A 22,340-nucleotide genomic window follows, 5' to 3' on the forward strand; every position below is an offset into this window, starting at 1 on the left:
GCCAACTCTGGAGTGAATACCACCTGCGCGGAATCGCTCTTCGCACGTGAGCGGCCTCTTTGGGGGCGATCGGCCGGCCGGCGCCGGCGTCTGCGGGCGCGCCAATCATGGCACTCTGAACCGGGTGTTGATCGCGCTCTCGGGGCTCCCTGGCGTCGGCAAGACCACCCTCGCGCGGGCTCTGGCCGCGCGCCTCGGCGGCGTCCACCTGCGCATCGACACCATCGAGCAGGCGCTGGTGCGCGACGGTCTGCCGCTCGCGGACCTCGGCGGTCGCGGCTACGCCGTCGCCCGCGCGCTCGCCGGCGATCTGCTCGCCGGCGGCTTCACCGTCGTCGCCGACGCGGTCAATCCGCTCGCCGCCACCCGCACCGCCTGGCACGACCTCGCCCGCGCCGCCGGCGTCGTCTGCTGCGACGTCGAGGTCGTCTGCGGCGATCGCCGCGAGCACCGGCGCCGCGTCGAGACCCGCCTGGCCGACATCCCCGGCCACGTCCTGCCGACCTGGCGCGACGTCGAGGCGCGGGAGTTCGAGCCCTGGCAGGCCGCGCCGCGGGTCGTCGTCGACACCGCGCAGCTCGGCGACGCCGCCGCCGTCGAGCAGGTCGTCGCCGCGCTCGGGCTCGACGCATACGGACTGTCGTGAGCGCCGCTCGCAATGTGCGTACCGGCGGCGCTGTCGACATTGCGTGGTCTCGTCATTCGCGGCGCCGCGCCCGATTTCGCGCATCGCAGTTCGGCCGGCTCCTTTCGCGCGCCTGGTGACACCGGAACTCCGCGCGGGCTGTCGCGGCGGGGCGACCTCGGGCCGGGCCCGAGAGCGGGGCGTTCGCCGGCGGGATTTGCCTTGACTGCGACGGCGGCCCGGGTAGCCTCACAGAAATGCCACTTAACTTCTTCTTACTGACAGTTCGTATGGCGGTCTCGCGGGCGCTCGAGCGATCGCGTGCCTGAGCGACGCAGCGGCCCCGCGACCGCGCCGGCGTGGGACCTCGAAGCTGCGCTCGCCGCGAATCGGCGCACCTGACTTGACTTGACTTTGCCTGCGGTTTTTTCGCCGCGGACTCGCTGACCGCCATGCTATCTATCGCCGAGACGACCTCGAAGTACCGATTTTCGGCATCGCTCGCCACCGCCGTGGCGCTCGCCTGCCTCGTCGCCCCCGACGCCCTGAGCTCGCCGCGGCTCGGGCTGTTCTTGTTCGGCGGCGCCGCCTTCCTCGTCGCCGGCTTCGTCGTCCTCGACCTGGTCGGCGCCGTGCTGCCGGCGGGCGGGCTGACCGTCCGCCGCCTGCGCCGGGTCGCGGCGCTGATCATGACCGCCCCGCTGCTGCTGCTGACCGCGCTGATCCTCGGCCTCCAGTCGCCCGCGGCCCTGACCGTCGCGCTGCCCGCCGGCCTCGTGTTCGCGGCCGCCGTCGTGGTCGCCGTCGAGCGCCTGGCCCCGCGCCTCGGCGCCCCGGAGGACCCGCGCTTCTGGCTCGCCACCGCCGTCGCCGCCGTCCAGCTGGTCGCCCTGTTCCTCTACGTACATGTCTCCGAGGACACCTTCGCGGTGGTCCGCGAGGGCACCGAGCGCCTGCACGCCGTGCTCTGGTTCGGCACCTGGGCCGCCTCGCTGGCGCTGCTGCTGCCGTGGGGCGCGCGCGTGGCCAGCCGGGTCGGCGTCGCCCCGCGCTCGCGCTGGTGGGCCGCCTGGAGCGGCCTGGCGGCGCTGGTCGGCCTCGGCTTCATGTTCGCCGACCGCCGCTTCATGGTCGGCCTCTACCCCGCGGTCCACCTGTGGCTGCAGCTCGTCGCGGTCCTCAGCCTCGACGCCGCCCTGAGCCGCGGCCTCGCCCAGCTCCAGCTCGAGCGCTGGCGCGTCGCCCCCACCACCATCCGCAAGCTCGCGCGCGCCGGCGGCCTCGCCCTCGGCCTCGTCGCCGCCGCCGCCGCCGGCTTCGCCGTGGTCGCCTTCGGCGGCTACGTCAGCGACCGGGGCTTCCGCGCCCAGGTCGGCGACTCGACGGTCGGCACCTCGATGATGCGTTACCTGCGGCGCGGCGAGGGCCGCACCCGCGGCCACCTCAAAGAGCTCGACCACCCGCTCTACCACGACGTCGAGGCCCCGAAGAACGACTGGAACATCATCCTGATCAGCGTCGACGCCCTCCGCGCCGACGCCCTGCCCGACCCCGACGACGCCGACAAGAGCGCCGCCCCCCGCCTGTCCGCGCTCGCGGCCCAGTGCGCCGATTTCCGCCGCGCCTACGCCCCCGGCTCGCGCACCGCGATCGGCATGGGCGCCTTGATGCTCGGCCGCTACAGCGCCCACATTCAATGGGACCTGTGGATGTGGGACGGCAAATTGATCAATCCCAACAAGGCCACCGCCGCCGACATCCGCAGCCTCACCAACGGCGTGCAATACACCACGATCCCGCAGATCCCGCCCGAGGGCAACCTGGCCCAGCGGATGAAGGGCGCCGGCCTGCGCACGCTCGCGACCCCGTGGGACGGCTACAGCCGGTTCTTCCGCAAGGACGCCGGCTTCGACCCCGGCTTCGACGAATACACCGACTTCAACACCATGAGCTTCCGCGAGCCGGCCAGCCCCAAGGTCCTGCCGCTGGCGCTGAAGCAGATCGACAAGGCCAAGGGCAAGCGGTTCTTCCAGTGGATCCACCTGTTCGACCCGCACGAGTCGCACGGCGACCGCGAGGCCTACGCCGAGCTCGTGCAGACGATGGACGGGGCGCTCGGCGAGTTCATCGACGGCCTCGAGCAACGCGGCCTGCGCGACAAGACGGCGATCTTCCTGGTCGCCGACCACGGCGAGGCGCTCGGCGACCACCGTAACAACACCCACGGCACCTCGCTGTACGAGGAGCAGGTGCGCGTGCCGATGATGATGTGCCTGCCCGGCCGCGGCGGCCAGGTGTTCCGCCAGCCGGTGTCGACGCTCGACGCCACCGCCACCATGCTCGCCCTCGCCGGCGGCGACCTCACCGGCATCGACGGCGTCAACCTGCTGCCGCTGATCGAGGACGGCACCTACCCCGCGGAGCGGCCGGTGTTCACCGAGCTGCACCGCTACATGTCGAACCAGGCCCAGCGCACCACCGACATGCAGGCGGTCGTCCACGGCCGCTGGAAGCTGATCCGCGACCTCAAGAACGACACCGCCCAGCTGTTCGACCTCGAGAACGACCCCAAGGAGGAGCAGAGCGCGCTGTCCGTCCGCCCCGACGTCGCCGACGACCTCGAGGACCTGCTCGACGCCCTCAACTCGGAGCGCGCCAAACCCAAGCCGCCCAAGCCGCTGTTCGCCGCCAAGCCGGCCGCCTTCGAGGTCGGCCAGGACTCGGTCCTCCTGTGGGCCCGCTCGACCCTGCCGGCGCCGATCCACTTCGAGCTGGCCAAGAACGCCAGGTTCAAGGACGCGCTCGAGACCACCGCCAAGGAGGTCACCGCCGAGGGCGACCACATCCGCCTCGTCGACGTCACCGGCCTCAACCCGGGCACCCGCTACTGGTACCGCGCCGTCCTCACCCACGAGGGCGAGCGCCTCGTCAGCGACACCGCCAGCTTCACCACCGCGCCCGACAAGCCGCGCAACGTCAAGATCGCCTGGAGCGCCGACCTGCTGGCCGACAACGCCCCGTTCCAGATCTTCGCCCCGCTCAAGCGCGAGAAGCCCGACGTGTTCCTGATGCTCGGCGACACCATGTACGCCGACATCCCGAAGAAGAACAAGGGCAAGGACCTCAAGACCTACCGCGCCCGCCACAAGCTGGTCCGCCGCGACGAGGCCCTGCAGTCGTTCCTCGCCTCGACCGCGACCGCCGCGATCTGGGACGACCACGAGATCAGCAACAACGCCCACCGCGAGACCGAGAACCTCGCCGTCGCCCGCCAGGTGTTCCGCGAACAGTGGCCGGTGCGCAGCGCCGACCCCGACGACGTCGGCCTCTACCGCTCGTTCCGCCCGGCCCCGCAGGTCGAGGTGTTCATGCTCGACGTCCGCAGCTTCCGCGACCTGCCCGGCGCCGGCAAGACCATGCTCGGCGAGGCGCAGAAGGAGTGGCTCGTCACCGCGCTGAAGTCGTCGACCGCGCGCACCAAGCTGGTCGTCTCCAGCGTGCCGATGTTCGTCCCGTTCGGCAAGGACAGCTGGCACGCCTACCCGGAGGAGCGCGACGAGCTGCGCACCGTGTTCGCCAGCGAGCCCCCGGGCACGGTGATCGTCCTGTCCGGCGACTACCACCTCGCGTGGCATATCGTCGACGGCGAGACGGGGATCCACGAGCTCATCGCCGGCCCGCTCGACGCCTGGGTGTTCGAGGACATGCTGCCCCAGCACGTCACCGACGTGGCCGAGCACGGCGGCTTCGCCATCATCGACGGCCCCAACTACGGGGTGCTGGAGGTCAAGCAGGACGGCTCGGTCGTGGCCCGCTACCACGACGACAAGGGCAAGCAGAAGTACCGCACGGTCCTGAGCGGCGCGGCGGAGGTGCCCGGGCCGGACCCGGCCGAGCAGCCCACCACCGCGCCCGCGCGGGCCGTCACCGGGTCTTCTTCAGCTTCGGCAAGCACTGCCCCGCGACGCTGACGAGGCCCTCGGCGCAGCGCGAGGCCTTGGCCACCACGGCGGTCGTCGGCCTTATCAGCTTGCGCAGGGCGTTGCTGCGCTGCATCGTCGGCTTGATGAGCGGCGTCAGCTTCTTGACGTCGGTCTGCTTGGGCGCGACCCAGCCGTCGGCGACGACGTCCTGGCGATTGACGAGGTCGAGGGGGATCGATCTCAGGTCGATCGACTGGCAGCCGATCATCGGGGTGTCGTTGCCGGAGCTCGAGTCGACCGTGCACTTCATCGAGGTCAGCACGCCGCGGCTGTTCTTGTTGAACGTCTCGGTGCGCGGGTCCTCGCCGGTCTTGCCGCTGAGCATGCCGTGGTACTTGATGTTCTGGAGCCCCGCGACGCAGTCGTCGTAGGCCTTCTTGTTGATCACCTTCAGCGGCGCGCAGACCGCCCCGACGTCGGGGCTCACGAACTCGGACTTCACGCCGGTGCCCGCGTACGAGCACTGGGCCAGCGTCTCGCCCGGCGACGGCGCCGCCAGGTCGAACACCGACGTCTTCAGCGTGGTCTCGAAGGTGGTGTGGTCGGCCTTCGACTCCTCCATCCGGATCTTCAGCGTCGACAGCAGCTTGCGCACGTCGAGCGGGTCGCCGCCCGTGTGGTCGGACTTGAACGTCAGGTTGGCGCTGAAGTTGACCGGCCCGCCGCCCATCTCGCGGTCGCCCTTGGTGTTGCTGAACTGACCCGTGGTGGTCGCCAGCGCCTGCCTCAGCTTGCTCTGGATCGCGTCGCCGGCGTCGCGCGCGGCGTAGCACTCCGACACGTAGCGCATCGGGAATTGGTCGTACTCGGCGACCACGAAGTCCTCGAAGTCCTTCCACGTGTTGTACAGCGACTCGCAGGCCGGCTTGCCCGTCCAGTCGACGTCGCAGTCGCGCGCCCGGTTGCGCATGTCGGCGAGCTGGGCCTGGTAGAAGGTCCGGCGCGACTTGATGTAGGCGATCCGAGCGTCGCGCTTGGCCGGCGTGGTCCCGAGCGCGAACAGCTTGGCGTTCTGGATCATGAAGTCCGAGTCGTCGATCAGCGCGGTCAGACCCCAGGCCGCCTCGGCCAGCTTCGTCAGCTTCTGCTCCGAGGTCAGCGGGGCCAGCGGGTTGCCCACCGGCCAGTTGGCGACGATGTCCTCGTACGGCACCGCCATCAGCTTGAACGTCTGCTTGGCCCCGTTCTGGCCGGGGAAGGCCTGCACCTGCTGCAGGAACTGGTCGACCGACAAGCTGGCGCTGTTCGTCCCGCTCGAGGTCACGTGGATCTCGAGGTCCTGGGTGTTGCTGGCCTGCTTGAGCTTGTTGATCGTGCTGACGCCGACCTCGGCGTTCATGGTCGCGTACTCGACCCCGATCACCCCGCTGGCCGCCAGCTTGCTCTCCGTCAGGGTGTCGCGCACCGACAGCTGGACGGTGCCGAAGAACCACCGGCCCTTCTGCTCGCCGATCACGATGTAGTCGCCGCACTGGGCGCGGAACGCCGGGGTGCCGACCATCGCCAGGTACTCGGGCTTGAGGTTGATGTCGCCGGCGACGAACTTCATCGGCTCGACGTTGTGATACTTGGCGAGGATCGTGTGCGTATTGAAGTTGGTCTTGGTCGTCTGGAAGAAGTCGACCTTCGAGCTGGCGTTGGCGCTGACGAGCCCCATCGACGCCGAGAACTTGGTATTGACGGCCAGGTTCATCTCGTCGGCCAGCTGCAGATTGGAGATGATCGAGCTGAACTTGAACTCGTCGCCGCTCGCGCCCGAGCCGTCGAGCAGGCCGTTGCCGAACTGCACACACTGGCGCAGCACGAATTCGCGGCTGATGCTGTTGTAGCCGTATCCGCGGCCCGTGAGCGTCTTCGGCGGCTCGAGCTCGAGGTACTGATCGGCCGCGAGACCCGTCTGCGCCACGCCTAGGGTCAGAAGACCGCAAGTCACACCCGCCAGCCGCTGCCTGGTTCCACTTCGCATCGTCCACTCCTTGTGCGCTCCGGCAAGCGACCGCGCCCGAGGGCCAGTGCCCCCGGTGTTCGCAATCGGCTGGGAACGCGTCGACACAAAGTGATCGTCGAGGCGAAAACAATTGCGACGATCTGCACGAGCGAGCTCGCCCGCGCAGGCGTGATACGATCGCCCGCGTGCGGACACGATGCGCGAGATCGGGGTGGGTCGTCGCAGTCGCGCTCACGAGCGCGTGCGGCGGCGGCGGCGGCGGTGGGAGCGACAGCGACGGCACGTCGAGCACGGGCGCGGCGACGACCGCGGCGACGATGACGGGCCCGACGTCGAGCTCCGGGGCGACGAGCGAAGGCGACCCACCGACCACGACCGTGGACCCGAGCACGGGCACCACGCAGACCTCCTCGACCTCGACCGGCGACGACACCGGCACCACCGGCGCGCCGCCGACCGCGTGCGCCGACGACTGTCATTATATCCGCGCCGGCGCGAAGGGCAGCGGCGCCGACTGGGACGACGCCCTGCCCGAGCTGCCGGATGAGCTCGCGCGCGGCCACGTCTACTTCGTCGCCGCCGGCACCTACCCCGCCTACCAGTTCGACGACGCCGAAAGCGGTGACGCGGTCATCCGCGTGCTGCGGGCCGGCGCCGACGACCACGGCACCGACGTCGGCTGGGACCCGGCGTTCGCCGCCGGCGAGGCGGTGTTCGGCGAGCTGCGCTTCGCCAGCGGCCGCTACGAGTTCGACGGCCGTGACGCCACGCGCGTCGTCGGCGGCTTCGAGAGCACCGTCGTCGACATCGCCGCGCCCGCGATCCGGTTCCTCCGCAGCGACGTCGACGGCGCCTTCGCCGAGCGCGGCGGCAAGCACGTCGGCGGCGCCTGCACGGCCATGAGCATCAGCGGCGACGACGTCGTCGTCGCTGGCAACCGGATCCACGACGCCGCCGACGACGGCGTCGTGGCCGCCGGCCTCGTCAACCTCTCCTTCACCGGCAACGTCGTCCACGCCCTCCACGGCTGCGGCACCGACGGCGACTGCGGCCCCTGCTACAACGGCCACAGCGACGGCCTCGAGCTGTTCGCGGTCAAGGACAGCGAGATCGTCGGCAACATGATCTACGACGTCGCCAGCACCGCCGCGGTCTTCTTCGGCAACTGGGCCGACGAGCTCGGCATGGGCGCGAGCGAGTACTGCGAGAACCTCCTGCTCGCCAACAACATCCTCTACAGCCCCGAGACCGGGTTCGTCGCCTACATCGAGGACGCGCGCGAGGTACGGGTGCTGAACAACGTGATCTGGGGCCTGCACCAGGGCGCGTACGGCGGCCTGTCGATCGGCGTCAACGTCAGCGGCCTCGACCTTTACAACAACGCGATCCTCAGCATCAACTACACGCACATCGGCGGCGAGTACGACCCGGCCGAGCACCGCGGCGACTACAACCTGTTCGGTTACTCGCTCGGACAGTGGCAGGACGGCCCGCACGACCTCGTCGCCGAGGACCCCTAATTCGCCGCGATCGCCGGCGGCGAGGGGCCCGCGAGCGACGACCCGCCCGCCGACGCGTTCGCGCCCGCCGCCGGCAGTCCGCTCGTCGACGCCGGCTGGCCCGGTGACGCCGACATCGTCATCCCCGCCCACGACTTCTTCGGCAAGCCGCGCGGCGACGCGCCGAACATCGGCGCGATCGAGTGACCGCCGCGTCGGCCAAACGTCATGCGCGCGTGGTAGCGTCGCGCCATGGTCGACCCGCATCGCATCACCTTCGAGTCCCACGGCGCGCCGATCGTCGGCCACCTGTTCCTCCCTGCGCGTGAAGGTCGGTCGCCTGCCGTCGTGGTCGACGGGCCGCTGACCTCGGTGAAGGAGCAGGCCCAGGGCAACCACGCCCGCGCGCTCGCCGAGCGGGGCTTCATCGCCCTCGCGTTCGACCACCGCTTCTTCGGCGAGAGCGGCGGCGAGCCGCGCCAGTACGAGTCGCCGCCGAAGAAGATCGAGGACCTGCGCGCCGCGGTCGACTTCCTGGCCGCGCACGAGCGCGTCGACGACAGGCGGATCGGCGCCGTGGGCGTGTGCGCGGGCGCGGGCTACGTCGCCGGCGCGGTCGCCGAGGACCCCCGGATCCGCGCATTCGCAGCCGTCGCCGGGTTCTTCCACGACGTGGCGATACAGCTCAAGTGGATGGGCCCCGCCGGCTTCGAGGCCACGCTCGCCAGCGGCCGGGCCGCGCGCGAGCGCTGGGAGGCCACCGGCCAGGTCGACACGATCCCCGCCGTCGGCGAGGGCGAGGTCGCCATGCCGCTCGCCGAAGCCTTCGATTATTATGGCACCCCGCGCGGCGCCGTCGCCAACTACCGCAACGCCTTCGCGGTCATGTCGCGCGAGCACACGATCCCCTACGACGCCCAGGCCGCGGCGCCGCGGATCCGCGTGCCCACGGCGATCGTCCACTCGGAGAAGGCGCTCGCCCCGGCCCTCGCCCGCAGCTTCCACGCCGCGCTCGGCGGACCCAAGGCGATCCACTGGCTCACCTCGCAGGGCCAGGTCGACTTCTACGACGACCCCGCTGATCGCCGCCGCCGCCGACATCGTCGCGGTGCACCTGCGCGCCGCGCTCGGCTGATCGCCCAGTACCTGTCCCGAAGTTCATATTCTCTCCTGAGGCCGGGCGCGACAGCACGGGCGCGACCGGCTATGCTGCGCCCGTGCATCGCGCCCGGTCATGCCTCGTCGCTGCGCTGCTCGCCGCCGGCTGTGAGGACAGCAGTCCGCCGTACTGCGACAACTTGTACGGCCTCGCGCGCCTCCTGCCCGAGCCTGGCGCGACCGAAGTGCCGGCCAACGCCCGGCTGTGGATCAACCTCCCCGGGCTGGAATTCGAGGACATCGAGACCCTCGAGCTCGTCGGCCCGGACGGCCCCGTCGAGCTCATGCACACGGTCGTCGACACGAACTGGACCTGGAGCGACTACAACGAGATCGCGGGCCTCGATCTGTGGATCTTCACGCCCGTCGAGCCGCTGGCGCCCGGCCTGCACGAGGTCGTCGTCGACGGTCACAGCGACTGGAGCTTCACCGTCGTCGACGCAGCGGACGACGAGCCGCCGCCGATCCCGGAGGTCGAGAGCATCGGTTACACCAGCGAGCGCGACGAGGGCGAGGCCTACATCACCCTCACCATGCCGCAGCCGCTCGTCGTCCTCGAGCAGGAGGGCCGGGCCGGGCTCGACCCGCTGCTGCTGTCCGGCGAGATCGGCGAGGTCTGGTCCGGCCACGAGATGAGGCTCGGCCGCGGCCTCTGCCTCGACAACTGGGCGGCCAAGGCCGGGTCGCACACGCGCGTCCGCCTCAGCGCGTTCGACGTCGCCGGCAACCACTCCGGCTTCGGCGAGTGGATCGACCTCGACATCCCCGACACCTGCTCGGTGGCCCCGTCGCGCCCTCCTCCGCTGCTGCTCCTGCTGCTCGCGCTGCTCGGCAGGCGCCGCAAGCCCCGCCGCGCGGCGGACGAATGACACATGTCTCAAAGACATGTCTTCGAGGTCATTACGACGTACGCACCCGCAAGCGCCGCGCCACGAATCCCCACGAGGCCGCCCGAAGGCTTGAGCAGTCGACGAATTGCGAGCCCGGCCTGCCGCGACGGGCACGAGGGTGCCCGGGTCGGAGGGAGCAGGGTCACGAGGCCATGCGTCGTCGCGCCGATGCGTCTCGTGGAGCGAGGCGATGCTCGCCGACCTCGCGCTCGCTGAGCCCGCCGGGGCGCGGCGATGGTAGCCTGCGCGCGTGCCCGGCCTCCTGACCGCCCTCGCGCTGCTCACCGCCCTCGCGGTCGCGGCGCTCCTGCGCGATCGCCTGGGGAACGCCGCGGCCCTCGGCGTCGCGCTCGCCGGCACCTTCCTCGTCGCCAGCGCCGTCGGCATGATCTTGCTCGACCTCGGCCGACTGCAGCCGTGGCCCCTGCGCCTCGGCCTGCTCGGGGCATTCGCGGCGTTCGTACTGTCGGCATTCGTCGCGCGCCGGCGACTGCCTCCCTCACTGCCATCATTGCCGTCCACGCTCGCCCGCTCGTGCTCGGCCTCGGCGTCTTGCTCGTCGCCGGCGTCGGCCTGCGAATGTGCCCGTCGCCCTACCTGCAGGGCGGCCAGGATCAGGGCATCTACGTCAACGTCGGGCATCACATCGCCCGCACCGGTCGGCTGCGCCCCGTCGATCGCTTGCTGCGCGGAGCGGTCCGCGGCGTCCCGCAGGCCGACGTCCTGGCCGCCTACCGCGTCCAGCCGCAGCCCGAGGATTCGCCGCTCGTCGGCGTCCGCGAGGGTCGCTGGACCGCGGGGCTCCACATCGAGGACGCCCGCGCGGGTCGCCTCGTCCCGGCCTTCTTTCACCTGATGCCGGTGTGGTTCGCCATGTGCGAGCTCGACTGGGGCTTCGCGCGTTCGACCTGGCCGCTCGTGCCGTTCTGGTTGTTGTCGGCGCTGGCGCTGTTCGGCCTCGCGCGCCGCCTCGCCCTGGACAGCGGCGATCCGCGAGTCCGCCGCCGCGCCGGCACCATCGGCCTCGTCGCCCTCGCCGGCCTCGCGCTGCATCCGCTCGACCTGTGGATCTCCAGCTTCACCGTCACCGAGAACCTCGCCCGCGCCAGCCTGCTCGCGGCCGCCTGGCTGTCCCTCGAGGCAGGTGCCGCCGAGCGCGACGGTCGCCCCGGCGCGCGGCTGCTCGCCGTCCTCGGCGGCCTCTGCTTCGCCGCCGGCGCCTTCACCCGCGGCAGCTTCGTCGCCCACGCGATCGCCCTCGCCCTCGCCCTGCTGCTCGCGCGCGACGAGGCCTCGCGCAGCCGCCGGGCCCTGTTCGCGGCGCTGGTCGTCGGCACCACGCTCGCGGTCGTGCAGGCCGTCCTGCACTCGTGGCCTTACTTCTTCTCCGCCGCCGCCAACCACTTCCACATCCCGCGGCTCACCCCGCGCCCCGCGGTCGCGGTCGCCTGGACGATCGCCGCCGGCGTCGCGCTGCTCCTCGCCGATCTCGCCCTGCGCCGCCTCTCCGCGCCGCTCCGCAACTGGGCCCGGCGATCGCTGCGAGTCGGCGCCGGCCTGGCCCTCGCCCTCGCCGCGTGCGTGCTCGTGCAGCGCGCCTGGCTCGGCGGCGACGAAACCGGCCCCGACCAGCAGGTGCTCGCCGTGCTGCTGCGCCACGGCGGGCCGCTGCCGCTGCTGCTCGGCCTCGTCGGAATGGGCCTCGCGGTCCGCCGCGCCGACGCCCAGCGCCTGCCCTGGGTCGCCCTCGCCGCGGTGATCGTCCTGACCGCCGCGCTCAAGTCGGGCGTGCGCTACGAGTTCTACTACGCCCGCTACTTCGTGGCCGACGTCGTGCCGGCGCTGACCGTCGCTTCGGCCTGTCTCTTGGGACACATCATCGCCCGCCTCGAGCACCGTCACGGCCCGCGGCGCTCCGCCCTCGCGTTCGCGGCCCTGCTGCTGGCGTGGCTGCTCCCGCCGCTGCGACTGCTCCCGCGGGAGGTCTACTGGACCCGCGACCTCGCCGACGACCCCGCCGAGCTGGTCGGCATCTTCGAACATGTCCCCGAGGACAGCCTACTCGTGTTCGACGACCGCGCCCCCGGCCGCTGGCGCGGGCTCCTGGCCGCCCCGGCCCTGCTGTCGTTCGGCAAGAGCGCCCTCGCAGCCCCGCCCGGCGGCCACATCGTCGAGGGCGCGCTCAAGGCCGGCACCCCGGTGTTCCTGCTCTCGGGCGGCTGGGAGCCCGCCGATCGCCAGCTCTGGCCCTCCGCCGCGCACGGCCCCTGGCGCACCCGCGTCGTCGCCCGCGGCATCTATCACGCCCCGCGGGCCGAGACCGTCGAGGGCGGCGTGCCGACGCGCATCGTCGACGGCGGCGGTCCGTGGGAGCTGCAGCAGCTCGACAGATCGGTCTGGCGCAGCTCCGGCGCCTTCAGCCTCTACCCGGGCAGCATGTTCGTCGCCGCGACGCCGGCCGGCTTCGTCACCGAGCCGCTGCCGCTGCCCGCCGGTGCCCGCGTCGAGCTTCGGCTGCCCGCCGGCGCCCCTACCTGCGAGATCACTGCCGCCCTGCACACCGACACTGGCCCGCTCGCGCTCGCCTCGCTTCCGCGCGAGCCCGACGGGCCGCTGCTGTGGGCCTTGCCCGCCTCGCCGCTCGCGACCGCCGCCCTGGCGATCGCCGCGGACTGCGGCAGCGCGTTCGCGTGGCGCTGGCTGAGCGTCCGCCCGGCGCCGTGACATGACCGAACGGACATGTCCCTGAATTCGGCCGGATGCCCCCGGAAAACCAGGGGCACCTCCCCAAATGTCCACCGCGATTCGACACATGTCCCCGAGGACACCCTCTTTTCGGAGACAGAACAAGACGGCCTGCTCCCGTGATTCGTCGCCGTGGATCCAGCAATCATCGGTGCTGGTGTGCCGCGATTCGCTTTGCTAGCGTCCGCCGCCACTGCGATGACGACGCGTACGACCCTCGCCGATCTTCTGGGAGCCGTGGACAGTCAGGGCGCGCGCGCCCTGTTCGAGCAATTGCCGGGGCGACCGGCCGACGACACCGCCGCGCAGCGGTTCTGGCGGCGCGCCTCGCATCGAGTCGCTCGCGGCGGCGCGCGGGCGCTGCTGCAGGCCGCGCTCGAGGAGGGCGGCGCCATCGCCGACGAGGCTCGTCCGCTGCTCGTCCGCGCCGGCGCAGTCCTGCGCCCGGTCGGGCCCGCGCCCTCGCCCGCGCTCGTGCAGGTCCGCGAGTTCCCGCAGGGCGCTCCCGCCTTCGTCGTCGCCCTCGCCGACGGCCGCTTCCTCGTCAGCGCCTTCGCCGGCCCGTGGCAGGGAGCGCTCGCCGAGCCGCCCGCGGTCCCGCATCCGCGGCGCGAGGTCACCTCGAGCCGCGTCGCCGCGCCGAAGCAGGTCCAGCCGTTCGGCGACGCCCTCCTCGGCTTCACCGCCAGCGACCTCGTGCTCCTCGATCGCCACACCCTCGCCGTCGACAAGAAGATCGCCGGCGGCCTCAAGCGCGCCAGCGAGAAGCTCACCTGCCTGATCGCCGGCCCGGCCGCCGCCTACACCGGCGACTCCGAGGGCGTCGTCCGTCGCCTCGACGCCAAGCACAAGCTCGTCGCCGCCAAGGTCAAGCACGCGAGCGGCGTGCATCACCTCGCACTCTCTCCCGACGGCGCGCGCCTCGCCTCGGTCGCGCCCGACGGCGTGCGCCTGTGGTCGGCCGACGCGCTCAAGGAGGAGCTCTTCCACGCCGAGAAGGCGGTCCGCTGCGTCGGTTTCACCGCCGAGGGTACGCTGCTCGCCGCGGTCGATCGGCCCAGGGACGGCGCGCGCGAGCTGCTCGTGTTCGCCGGAGGCGCCGCGCCGACGCGCACCCCGCTGCCGTTCTCGCCGCGCGAGCTGGTGGCGATCGACGGCGGTCGGGTCGTGATCGCCTGCGACGAGGGTCCGCTGCTGCTCGTCGAGCTGGCCACCGGGCGCGTCGTCGGCAGCCTGCTCGGTCACGGTCCGCAGCCCGGCGGCCTCGCCTGGTCGGCCGCGCTCGGGCTCGTCGCCTCGACCTCGAGCGACGGCTCCCTGCGCCTGTGGGACCCTGCCCGCGCCGAGCCGGTCGGACCGCTCGCGCGCGTCGACGGCCTCGCCGCCGGCGGCGCCTCGCTGCTCGTCGATCGCGGCGACAACGTCGAGTTCACCGTCGGCGGCGCCACGGTCCGCGTCGACCTCACCGGCGACGAGCTCGTCGTCCGCCGCGACGGCCAGCTCGCGGTCGTGCGCAACGGGCAGACCCTCCACTTCATCGCCCCGGACGGCAGCACCCGCGAGCTCGAGCTCGACCTCGACGTCCAGTGGATGACCTTCCTGCCCTCGGGGGCGCTGCTGGCGGCCGGCCCGGAGGGCGCCGCGTGGATCGGTCCGGCCGAGGCCAAGGTCACGAGCAAGGCCGCCTACGTCCTCACCGGTGACCTGTGCGCGCTCGGGGCGGTCGGCGACGCCGAGGCCCGCGTCATCACCCGCGCCGGCTCCACCGCCGTCCTCGCGCCCGGCAAGAAGAAGCCCGCGGTCACCACCGTCGAGCTCGAAGGGGGCGCCGACGCCGAGTTCGTCCTCGGCCCCGACGCCGTCGCCACGCTCGGCTCCTTCCAGGCCGAGGGCCAGGTCTGGTCCGCCCTGCTCGCCCGCGTCACCTATCCCGGGGGCCAGGTCCTCTCGACCTGGCCCAAAGTACAGCACGTAGAGAACGCCAACTACCCCGCGCCTCTCCCCGGCGAGCCGCACTTCCATGGGGCGATCGCCGCGGTCGTCGAGGCCGGCGCCGACGACCTCGCCGCGGTCAGCCGCGACGGCACCTTGCGGGTCGTCTCCCTCGCCGAGGGCACCGAGCGGCTGCGCTACGACGCCGACAACGCCCTCGTCGACCTCGCCGCCGCCGGCGACGGCGGCTTCTGGGCCGTCGACGTCAGCGGCCGGCTGCTCCGCCTCGGTCCCCCGCAACGGACTTGATACATGCATCATGCGCCATGTCCCTCGAGACATGGCGCATGAGACATCTACTCACCCGCCGATCGAGACCTCGATCTCGAGCGTCGCCGGGAAGTCGAGCGGCACGCTGACCTTCAGCTCCTCCGACAGGACGATGCCCCCGTCCACCGTGCAGTGACCGTTGGGGCTGGGCGAAGCGCAATCGCAGCTGCCGACGCACTGCTGGGCGGCCGTGACCGTGATCTCGTACGTGCCGGCCGGCCGCTCGCGCGCCGCCACGCACTCGCGCGCGCAGCCGGGTCCTGGCGCGCACTCGGCCGTCATCTCCATGAACTCGACGTCGGCCCCCGCCCACAGCAGCGAGAAGCTGGCCCCGGGGTCGAGTCGCAGGCCGGCCGGGACGACGCAATCGTCGCAGGCGACCGCGCAATCGCCCGCCATCAAGAGCTCACAGGGGAGGGGGAGCAGGGTTCGAAGACGAAGAAGTGGTCTTGTCCGTCGCCGTCGAGGATGTCCAGGTTCGGCAAGCCGGCGCAGCCCACGGCGCCGAGCCAGATCGGCCCCGCGCTGGCGTTGGTGAGCGTGATCGTGGTCTGCTCCGCGAGGATCTCGTCGGGCAGGAACCCCTCGCAGGACGCCGGCGCACCGGTCGACGTCGCCGTCGGGCTCGTGCTGGTCGGCGTCGCCGTCGTCGACGTCGTCGTGACCCCCTCGCTCGTCGACGTGCTCGTCGGCTCGAGCGTGGTCGTCGGTTCGGATTCGGTTGTCGTGGACTTGCCCGGCCCGCACGCGGCGCACGCGAGGGCGACGATCATGGCGACGCTGAGTCTCAAGGCAACCTCGTGCGCCGACGGTAGCGGCGGCCGCGACGACGCGTCCAGCGAAACCTCCCCCGCTCGCACGCCGCCCGCTGCATGCATCGCACCCGCGCCGACGTGAGGTCGTCGCGCGACGTGCTTCCTCACCACCCGAGCACGCGCTGCGCTCGCGGACCCGGCGCCGTGCATCCCCGGGCGCGCGTGCTAGGCTGCCCGGGTGCGCCTGATCCTCAACGTGCTGTGGTTCCTCGTCGCCGGCCTGCCGTTGTTCCTCGGCTACTTCGCCGCCGGCATCGTGCTGTGCTTGACGATCGTCGGCCTGCCGTTCGGGGTGCAGGCGTTCAAGCTCGCGCTGTTCGCCGCCTGGCCTTTCGGACGGGTCGTCGTCACCGTCCCGGGCGACGGCGGCGCCCTGTCGGCGGTGGGCAACCTGCTGTGGCTCGTCTTCGCCGGCATCTGGCTCGCCATCGGGCACCTGCTCGCCGGCCTCATCCTCTGCCTGACGATCATCGGCATCCCGTTCGGCATCGCCTGCATGAAGCTCGCCGGCCTCGCGTTGACGCCGTTCGGCAAGACGATCCTCAGCGTCGAGGAGGAGCGCCGGATGCACCAGCCGCACCAGGTCGTCGTGTCGGGCCTGTAGCTGCCTCGCCCTTGACGGCTCCGGCGGGCTCGGCAAGGCTCGCCGCCATGTCGAACAACCCCCGCACGTTCTATTACGGGTCCGGCTCGCCTTACGCGTGGAAGGTCTGGCTCGCCCTCGAGTTCAAGCAACTGCCGTACGAGTTCAAGCTGCTGTCGTTCGACAAGGGCGACACGCGCGCGCCGGAGTTTCTGGCCCTCAATCCGCGCGGCAAGGTGCCGGTGCTGGTCGACGAGGGCCACGCCCTGTACGAGTCGAGCGCGATCGTCGAGTACCTCGAGGACAGGTACCCCGAGCGGCCGCTGCTCGCTCGTGATCCGCTGACCCGCGCGCTGGCGCGGCGGCTCTCCGCCGAGGTCGACGGCTACTTCAACACCGCCACCCGGCCGCTCGCGCTGATGGTCTTCGGCCGCGAGGAGTCCACCCCCGAGAAGCTGGCCGCCGCGCGCGAGGGCGTCGTCGCCGAGCTGCAGCGCTTCTCCGGCTACCTCGGCGACCGCGAGTACTTCGCCGGCGACCTCGGCCTGGCCGACTTCAGCTTCTACCCGCACTTCCGCCTGGTGCAGCGCTTCGACCTGCGCCTGCCCGACCTCCGCCTCGCCGACGCGCTGCCGGCCAACCTGCGCGCCTGGCAGGAGCGCCTGACCGCGCTGCCCTACCACGACCGCACGATCCCGCCGCACTGGAAGGCGTGATCGCCGGGCGACCTATTTGCCGGTCGCTCGCACCAGACGGATCTCCAGCGGCGCCGGGGCCCGCAAGTCGACGGCCACCGGCGCCGCCGTGGAGAACATCAATTTGTCGTCGACGTCGCGCAAGCTGGCGCTCACCCCGTACTGCCTGTTCGGCTCGATCTTCGAGCCCTTGACCTCCAGCTCGAACGGGATGGGCACGAGCGACGCGTTGAAGTCGTCGGCGGCCACGGCCCCGAGCGCCGCGTCGGCGTGCTGCATGTCGACCACCTTCACGTGCAGCATCGCCCCCGGCGGCAGCGCGATCCTCTCGAGATAGAACGCCTTGCCCGTCACCGTCACCGTCTGCGCCGACGAGCTCGTCTCGGCGGTCTTGTCGGCGCCCTGGCACGCGGCCAGCGGCAGGGTCAGGGCGGCGCACACGGCCAGGCACGAACGGCGCATCGAGCTCTCCTCGGGACGTGGGGAAGGAAATCGCGCGACAGCATGACCGAGGTGACGCCGCGGCCCCGCGCGATGGCGCGAGCGACGACGAACTCCGGTGAATCACAGCACCCCGCGCCGGCGACGCATGCGACGGGCGCAATTGCGCAGGCGGCGCTCGGCGAGCCGCACGAGCGGCCGGCCGCGCTGATTTGTCCCCGGCGCGGCCATCGCCCATCCTCCGCGCCGTGACGCGCCCGCTCGCTTCCGCCTCCCTCGCCCTGTTGCTGGCCGCCTGCGGCTCCGGCAAGGACGAGCCCCACACCACCGACGACGCCACCTCGACCACCACCGGCCCCGCGGAGGAGGAGCCGTTCGGCTTCGTCTGCGCGAGCATCCAGCGGGCCCAGAGCGTCGAGACCGACCTGTTCGTGGGCACCGCCCAGATCCGCCTCACCCTCAAGTACGATCAATGCCTGATCGACTACTATGATAAGCGGCACCCGGAGCATCGATTCGACGCCGCCGACGGCGCGGCGATCGTCGAGGCATGGCGCGAGCGGCTGTGCAGCGAATCCGTCGCCGACCCCCTGGTCGGCTGCGAGGTCGCTGCCTCGGCCCAGACCTTCGACGAGGGCGCCTCGAAGTTCGAGATGGCCATCATCTATAAAATCGCCGACCCCACCCGGATCGACGGCCGCGTCCTCCTCTGGGGCCCCGGCCCGGTCGACGCCACCGCCGAATGCGAGGCCGGCCAACTGCCCTCGGCGCGCATGACCTCGCCGACCGACCTCGTCGGCCTCGACGCCGGCGGCGCCGTGCTATGGAACGCGCAGAGCTGGTCGATGCCGCAGAGCGTGTTTCAAAATGACGCGCTCGGCTGCATCGAAGTCGACGCCGGCCCGGCGTGATGGACGCGACAGGTCCGGCCTGAAGTGTGGTTCGGGATTCGATGGCGGCCGCGGCACGAGCCCGCTTCCCGCGCATCTTGCCCGTATCGGCGCCGGGGCAGATCATCGAGCCCATGCCGAGCCGTGAGCCCCGCATTGCGCTCTGTTCCCTCGTCATCGCGGTGATCGCGTGCGGCCCGGAGAACCCGGGACAAACCGCGACCACCGAAGCGCCTGGCGCGACCACCACGACCTCCGCCTCCGGTGCTGCGACGACCACGTCATCGACCCCCACGACGAGCGCTGCCTCCAGCGACGTCCCCACCGGTCCATCCACCCTCTCGGGCTCCACGGACACTCAGGACTTCGTGATGATGCCCGACCTGCCGTCACCGGTCGCGTGCGACCCGTGGAACGACACATGTCCCCGGGGACAGAAGTGCAAGCCCAACGACGAGGACGGCTGGCAGGCCCTCTGCGCCGACATCGATGACGATCCCGCCGGCATCGGCGAGGCGTGTGAGTCGAGCGAGCTCGCGTCCTTCGACGATTGCCCCGACGGCAGCATGTGCTTCGGCTTTAACAGGGGCCCGGACAGTCTGCGCTGCACTCCCATGTGCGAGGGCACGCCCGATGCCTGGTCTTGCGCCGATGTCTGCAGCGGCTGCATCAAGTATGAAGACGGACTCTTCGGAGTTTGCCCGGTCCGCTGCAGCCCGCTCGCCGATGACTGCCCCGCAGGTCTTCGCTGCGTGACGTACGTCTTCGAGCCGCGGTTCTTCTGCTTCTTGCCCTCACAGAGCGCCTTCGGAGCCGGCGAGCCGTGCCCAGACTCGTTCTCCTGCGAGGCCGGCACGACCTGCCTCCCGGCGAACATGCTCCCGTCCTGCGCCGGCGAGTTCTGCTGCACTCCCGTCTGCGACCTGACCCAACCCGACCCCTGCGACGCCGCCTACCCCGGCACCATATGCGCGGCGTGGCCCACCGTGAACCCGGATTTCCACGCCGAGTGTCTCCCGCCGGAGCAGGGCCTCTGCATGGCCGCACCGTGAGCCGGCCAGCAGGCGCATGGCGCTTGTTTGCCCACAAAAACCACGCAGTGCATGTCGCGCCCGTCAGGTCCGGACGCGCCCGCGGCTCGTGCGCCGCGCAGAGCCTCGTCTGCCTCGCTGGCTCGCGGGCCGGCGCGAGCGAACCCGATCTCCGCCTCATGCTCGCGGCGACGTCGCAGGGTCGACGATCGCCGATCGATCCCGGCCTCCCTGCGATCCGATACCCTCGGCCGATGCACCGCACCTTGAACGTATTCGGCGACGCGCGCCTCGTCGTCGCGCTCGCCTCGCTCGGCCTGGCCGCCTGCGGCGACAGCGGCACCGCCACCGACAGCGCCGCGAACTCCACGACCACCGCCCCTGTCACTGCCACCGACGGCACCGCCGGCACCACCACGACGGACGTGCCCACCGGCACTGGTTCGACCGCGACCGAGGGCTCCGGCTCGATGAGCGAGACCGTGAGCCCGACGGAGCCGCCGACCGGCACCGGCACCACCGAAACCGGCACCACCGACACCAGCGGCCCGGTCAGCGCCACCGACATCACCACCACCGGGACCACCGGCCCGAGCTGTCAGGGCGCGGAGTGCTGCGAGATGGGCCAGATCTTCTGCGGCGAGGTGTGCTGCAGCGTCGGCGAGGTCTGCAACTTCACCAAGTGTGAGCTGCCCGGCGCCGATTGCAAGGAGAAGGCCGACTGCGCCGAGACCGAGTATTGTGATTACGCCCTCGGCGAGCCCGACGTGAAGCCGCCCGACCCGATGTGCATGGGCGGCGTCGCCGAGCCGACCGGCAAGTGTCTTACCAAGCCCCCGCTGTGCGGGCCCAACGATCCGCCGCAAGATCCGAACGACCCCGAGTGTCTTCAGAGCTGCGAATATACCACCGGCGGCGAGTTCAACCCGACCCTCAAGTTCGCCTGGGGCGGCGTCGTCGACCCGCCGTACAGCAGCGACATCATGATGACCCCGATCGTCGTCCAGCTCGACGACGACGACTGCGACGGCAAGATCAGCGAGCGCGACATCCCCGAGATCGTCTTCTCCACCTTCACCAGCGGGGCGTACGGCACGAACGGCTCCCTGCACGCGATCTCGATCGAGGACGGCGTCGTCGTCGACAAGTGGAACGTCCTCGCCGGCACCGTCAACCCGACCAAGCAGCTCGCCGGCGGCGACTTCGACGGCCAGCCCGGCACCGAGGTCGTCGCGTGCGGCAAGAACGGCGAGGTGTTCGCGGTCAAGGGCGAGGACGGCTCGCTGCTGTGGACCGCCAACCAGACCTGCTTCATGCCGGCGATCGCCGACCTCGAGGGTGACGGCAACGCCGAGGTCATCGTCGAGGGCGCGATCCTCGACGGCGCCACCGGAGCCGTCAAGGCCACCTTCGACCCCCCGCTCAACACATCCTTCGTCGTCAGCGACCTCGACGACGACGGCGTCCTCGACATCATCACATCGAGCCGCGGCTATCACAGCGACGGCAGCGTCTTCGTCGACACCATGCTCGCCGCGCAGAGCCAGTTCTACGCCACCCAGGACTGGAAGAGCCCGTGGCCGGCGATCGCCGACTTCGACCTCGACGGCGTGCCCGAGGTCGTCGTCATCGACAACATCAACCACGCCCTCTCGATCTGGCGCCACGATCCCAACGCCCCGAACGGCTTCGTCGTCGTCCGCGGCCCCGTCGACATCAACGGCACCCTCGACCCCGCCTCGTGCGCGCCCGGCTCGTGGGGCCGCACCCACGGCGGCGGCCCGCCCACGGTCGCCGACTTCGACGGCGACGGCGTCCCCGACGTCGGCACCGCCGGCGGCATCGGCTACGCCGTGTTCAGCGGCGCCGCGCTCGTCGATCCCGGCGTCGCCGGCCCGGACACCTTCCTGTGGGTCAAGAAGACCGTCGACTGCTCCTCGGCCTCGACCGGCAGCTCGGTGTTCGACTTCGACGGCGACGGCAAGGCCGAGGTCGTCTACTCCGACCAGAACCGCCTGCGGATCTACGAGGGCCCGACCGGCGACGTCCTGCTCGAGCGCTGCAACACCACCGCCACGCTGATCGAGTACCCGGTGATCGCCGACGTCGACAATGACGGTCAGGCCGACATCGTCGTCGTCTCCAACGCCTACGGCAAGGCCGACCCGGCCATCACCTGCGTCGAGGACGGCGTCAACGGCCAGTCCGGCGTGCGCGTGTTCGGCACCGCCGGCGGCAAGTGGGTGCGCACGCGCCGGGTCTGGAATCAGCACTCTTATCATATCACCAACATCAACGAGGACGGCTCGCTCCCCGTCGGCGAGGAGCCCAACTGGACCGCCGCCGGCCTCAACAACTTCCGCCAGAACAAGCAGCCCGACAGCGAGCGCGGCGCCCCGGACGCGATCGTCGCCATCGCCCCGCTGTGCGAGGACGACGACTACTCCCTGGTCGCCACCGTCCGCAACGTCGGCGAGGCCGCCCTGCCCGCCGGCGTCGTCGTCGGCTTCTATACCGGCGAACCGAACACCGGCATGAAGATCGGCGAGCTCACCACCACCAAGGCCCTCTACCCGCTCGAGTCCGAGGCCCTCGCCCTCCCGTTCAACGACGCCCCCGCCGACGTCAAGAACGGCGTCGTCGACATCTACGCGATCGTCGACGACACCATGGTCCCGCACCCCGAATGGCAGGAGTGCCGCGTCGACAACAATACGGGCACCAGCACCGGCAAGTGCCTCATCGCCGGGTAGTGACGCCACCGCGACGCGCCGC

Annotated in this window: 15 protein-coding genes and 1 pseudogene; 13 read left to right on the forward strand and 3 right to left on the reverse strand. The window is 71.3% G+C overall.

Annotated elements, in window-relative coordinates:
- Positions 1-124: 124 nt before the first annotated feature.
- Together OV079_RS35885 and OV079_RS35890 are read left to right on the forward strand one after the other, a co-directional pair.
- The gene (locus tag OV079_RS35885) at positions 125-646 is read left to right on the forward strand and encodes a P-loop nucleotide/nucleoside kinase family protein (RefSeq protein WP_267773974.1); all 522 of its coding nucleotides are present in this window, start codon (positions 125-127) and stop codon (positions 644-646) included.
- A gap of 431 nt (positions 647-1,077) precedes the next feature.
- Entirely contained in the window at positions 1,078-4,596 is a 3,519-nt protein-coding gene (locus tag OV079_RS35890) for an alkaline phosphatase D family protein (RefSeq protein WP_267773975.1), read from the forward strand.
- On the opposite strand, the gene OV079_RS35895 is transcribed toward OV079_RS35890, so the two are convergent.
- The gene (locus OV079_RS35895; protein WP_267773976.1) at positions 4,550-6,514 is read right to left on the reverse strand and encodes a hypothetical protein; all 1,965 of its coding nucleotides are present in this window, start codon (positions 6,512-6,514) and stop codon (positions 4,550-4,552) included. The two genes, OV079_RS35890 and OV079_RS35895, sit on opposite strands and share 47 nt — an antisense overlap.
- 227 nt (positions 6,515-6,741) lie before the next feature.
- Between OV079_RS35895 and OV079_RS56505 the strand changes: the two genes are divergently transcribed.
- From OV079_RS56505 to OV079_RS35915, 5 genes and pseudogenes are all read left to right on the forward strand, one after another.
- Entirely contained in the window at positions 6,742-8,076 is a 1,335-nt protein-coding gene (locus tag OV079_RS56505) for a right-handed parallel beta-helix repeat-containing protein (RefSeq protein ID WP_267773977.1), read from the forward strand.
- 231 nt (positions 8,077-8,307) lie between these two features.
- Positions 8,308-8,724: pseudogene (locus OV079_RS59185) on the forward strand (alpha/beta hydrolase); the annotation flags it as partial.
- Between the two features lie 548 nt (positions 8,725-9,272).
- On the forward strand, positions 9,273-10,082 hold the full coding sequence (locus OV079_RS35905) for a hypothetical protein (protein WP_267773979.1): 810 nt from the start codon (positions 9,273-9,275) through the stop codon (positions 10,080-10,082).
- Positions 10,083-10,637: 555 nt separating this feature from the next.
- Positions 10,638-12,827, forward strand: a complete 2,190-nt coding sequence (locus OV079_RS35910) for a hypothetical protein (protein WP_267773981.1) — start codon at positions 10,638-10,640, stop codon at positions 12,825-12,827.
- A 258-nt stretch (positions 12,828-13,085) separates the two neighbouring features.
- Positions 13,086-15,089 (forward strand): WD40 repeat domain-containing protein, encoded by a 2,004-nt coding sequence (locus OV079_RS35915; protein WP_267773982.1) that lies wholly within the window; start codon positions 13,086-13,088, stop codon positions 15,087-15,089.
- Between the two features lie 51 nt (positions 15,090-15,140).
- On the opposite strand, the gene OV079_RS35920 is transcribed toward OV079_RS35915, so the two are convergent.
- Positions 15,141-15,509 (reverse strand): hypothetical protein, encoded by a 369-nt coding sequence (locus OV079_RS35920; RefSeq protein WP_267773983.1) that lies wholly within the window; start codon positions 15,507-15,509, stop codon positions 15,141-15,143.
- 135 nt (positions 15,510-15,644) lie between these two features.
- Between OV079_RS35920 and OV079_RS35925 the strand changes: the two genes are divergently transcribed.
- From OV079_RS35925 to OV079_RS35935, 3 genes are all read left to right on the forward strand, one after another.
- Positions 15,645-16,007 (forward strand): hypothetical protein, encoded by a 363-nt coding sequence (locus tag OV079_RS35925; protein WP_267773985.1) that lies wholly within the window; start codon positions 15,645-15,647, stop codon positions 16,005-16,007.
- A gap of 96 nt (positions 16,008-16,103) precedes the next feature.
- Positions 16,104-16,529: a YccF domain-containing protein gene (locus OV079_RS35930; protein ID WP_267773987.1), complete on the forward strand. Its 426-nt coding sequence runs from the start codon at positions 16,104-16,106 to the stop codon at positions 16,527-16,529.
- Between the two features lie 47 nt (positions 16,530-16,576).
- Positions 16,577-17,224 carry a glutathione S-transferase family protein gene (locus OV079_RS35935; protein WP_267773988.1) on the forward strand — a complete coding sequence of 216 codons (648 nt, stop codon included), beginning with the start codon at positions 16,577-16,579 and terminating at the stop codon, positions 17,222-17,224.
- A gap of 12 nt (positions 17,225-17,236) precedes the next feature.
- Here OV079_RS35935 and OV079_RS35940 read toward each other — a convergent pair whose 3' ends face one another.
- The gene (locus tag OV079_RS35940; RefSeq protein WP_267773989.1) at positions 17,237-17,665 is read right to left on the reverse strand and encodes a YbaY family lipoprotein; all 429 of its coding nucleotides are present in this window, start codon (positions 17,663-17,665) and stop codon (positions 17,237-17,239) included.
- 227 nt (positions 17,666-17,892) lie between these two features.
- Here OV079_RS35940 and OV079_RS35945 point away from each other — a divergent pair, with 227 nt between their 5' ends.
- The 3 genes from OV079_RS35945 to OV079_RS35955 all read left to right on the forward strand — a co-directional run bounded on the left by OV079_RS35945 (position 17,893) and on the right by OV079_RS35955 (position 22,318).
- The gene (locus OV079_RS35945; protein ID WP_267773990.1) at positions 17,893-18,555 is read left to right on the forward strand and encodes a hypothetical protein; all 663 of its coding nucleotides are present in this window, start codon (positions 17,893-17,895) and stop codon (positions 18,553-18,555) included.
- Between the two features lie 113 nt (positions 18,556-18,668).
- A complete protein-coding gene (locus OV079_RS35950) occupies positions 18,669-19,586 on the forward strand; it encodes a hypothetical protein (protein WP_267773992.1) in 918 nt (305 codons plus the stop codon).
- Between the two features lie 233 nt (positions 19,587-19,819).
- Complete coding sequence (locus tag OV079_RS35955) at positions 19,820-22,318, forward strand: FG-GAP repeat domain-containing protein (protein WP_267773993.1); 2,499 nt, start codon at positions 19,820-19,822, stop codon at positions 22,316-22,318.
- Positions 22,319-22,340 lie beyond the last annotated feature (22 nt).

This window comes from Nannocystis pusilla (genome assembly GCF_026626665.1).
Classification (GTDB): domain Bacteria; phylum Myxococcota_A; class Polyangia; order Nannocystales; family Nannocystaceae; genus Nannocystis; species Nannocystis pusilla.

Bases quoted from the DNA above. Each gene is read 5' to 3' on its own strand.
- OV079_RS35890 (WP_267773975.1), top strand. From the start codon at position 1,078: ATGCTATCTATCGCCGAGACGACCTCGAAGTACCGATTTTCGGCATCG.
- OV079_RS35920 (WP_267773983.1), bottom strand. From the start codon at position 15,509: ATGGCGGGCGATTGCGCGGTCGCCTGCGACGATTGCGTCGTCCCGGCC.
- OV079_RS35935 (WP_267773988.1), top strand. From the start codon at position 16,577: ATGTCGAACAACCCCCGCACGTTCTATTACGGGTCCGGCTCGCCTTAC.
- OV079_RS35940 (WP_267773989.1), bottom strand. From the start codon at position 17,665: ATGCGCCGTTCGTGCCTGGCCGTGTGCGCCGCCCTGACCCTGCCGCTG.
- OV079_RS35950 (WP_267773992.1), top strand. From the start codon at position 18,669: ATGCCGAGCCGTGAGCCCCGCATTGCGCTCTGTTCCCTCGTCATCGCG.
- OV079_RS35955 (WP_267773993.1), top strand. From the start codon at position 19,820: ATGCACCGCACCTTGAACGTATTCGGCGACGCGCGCCTCGTCGTCGCG.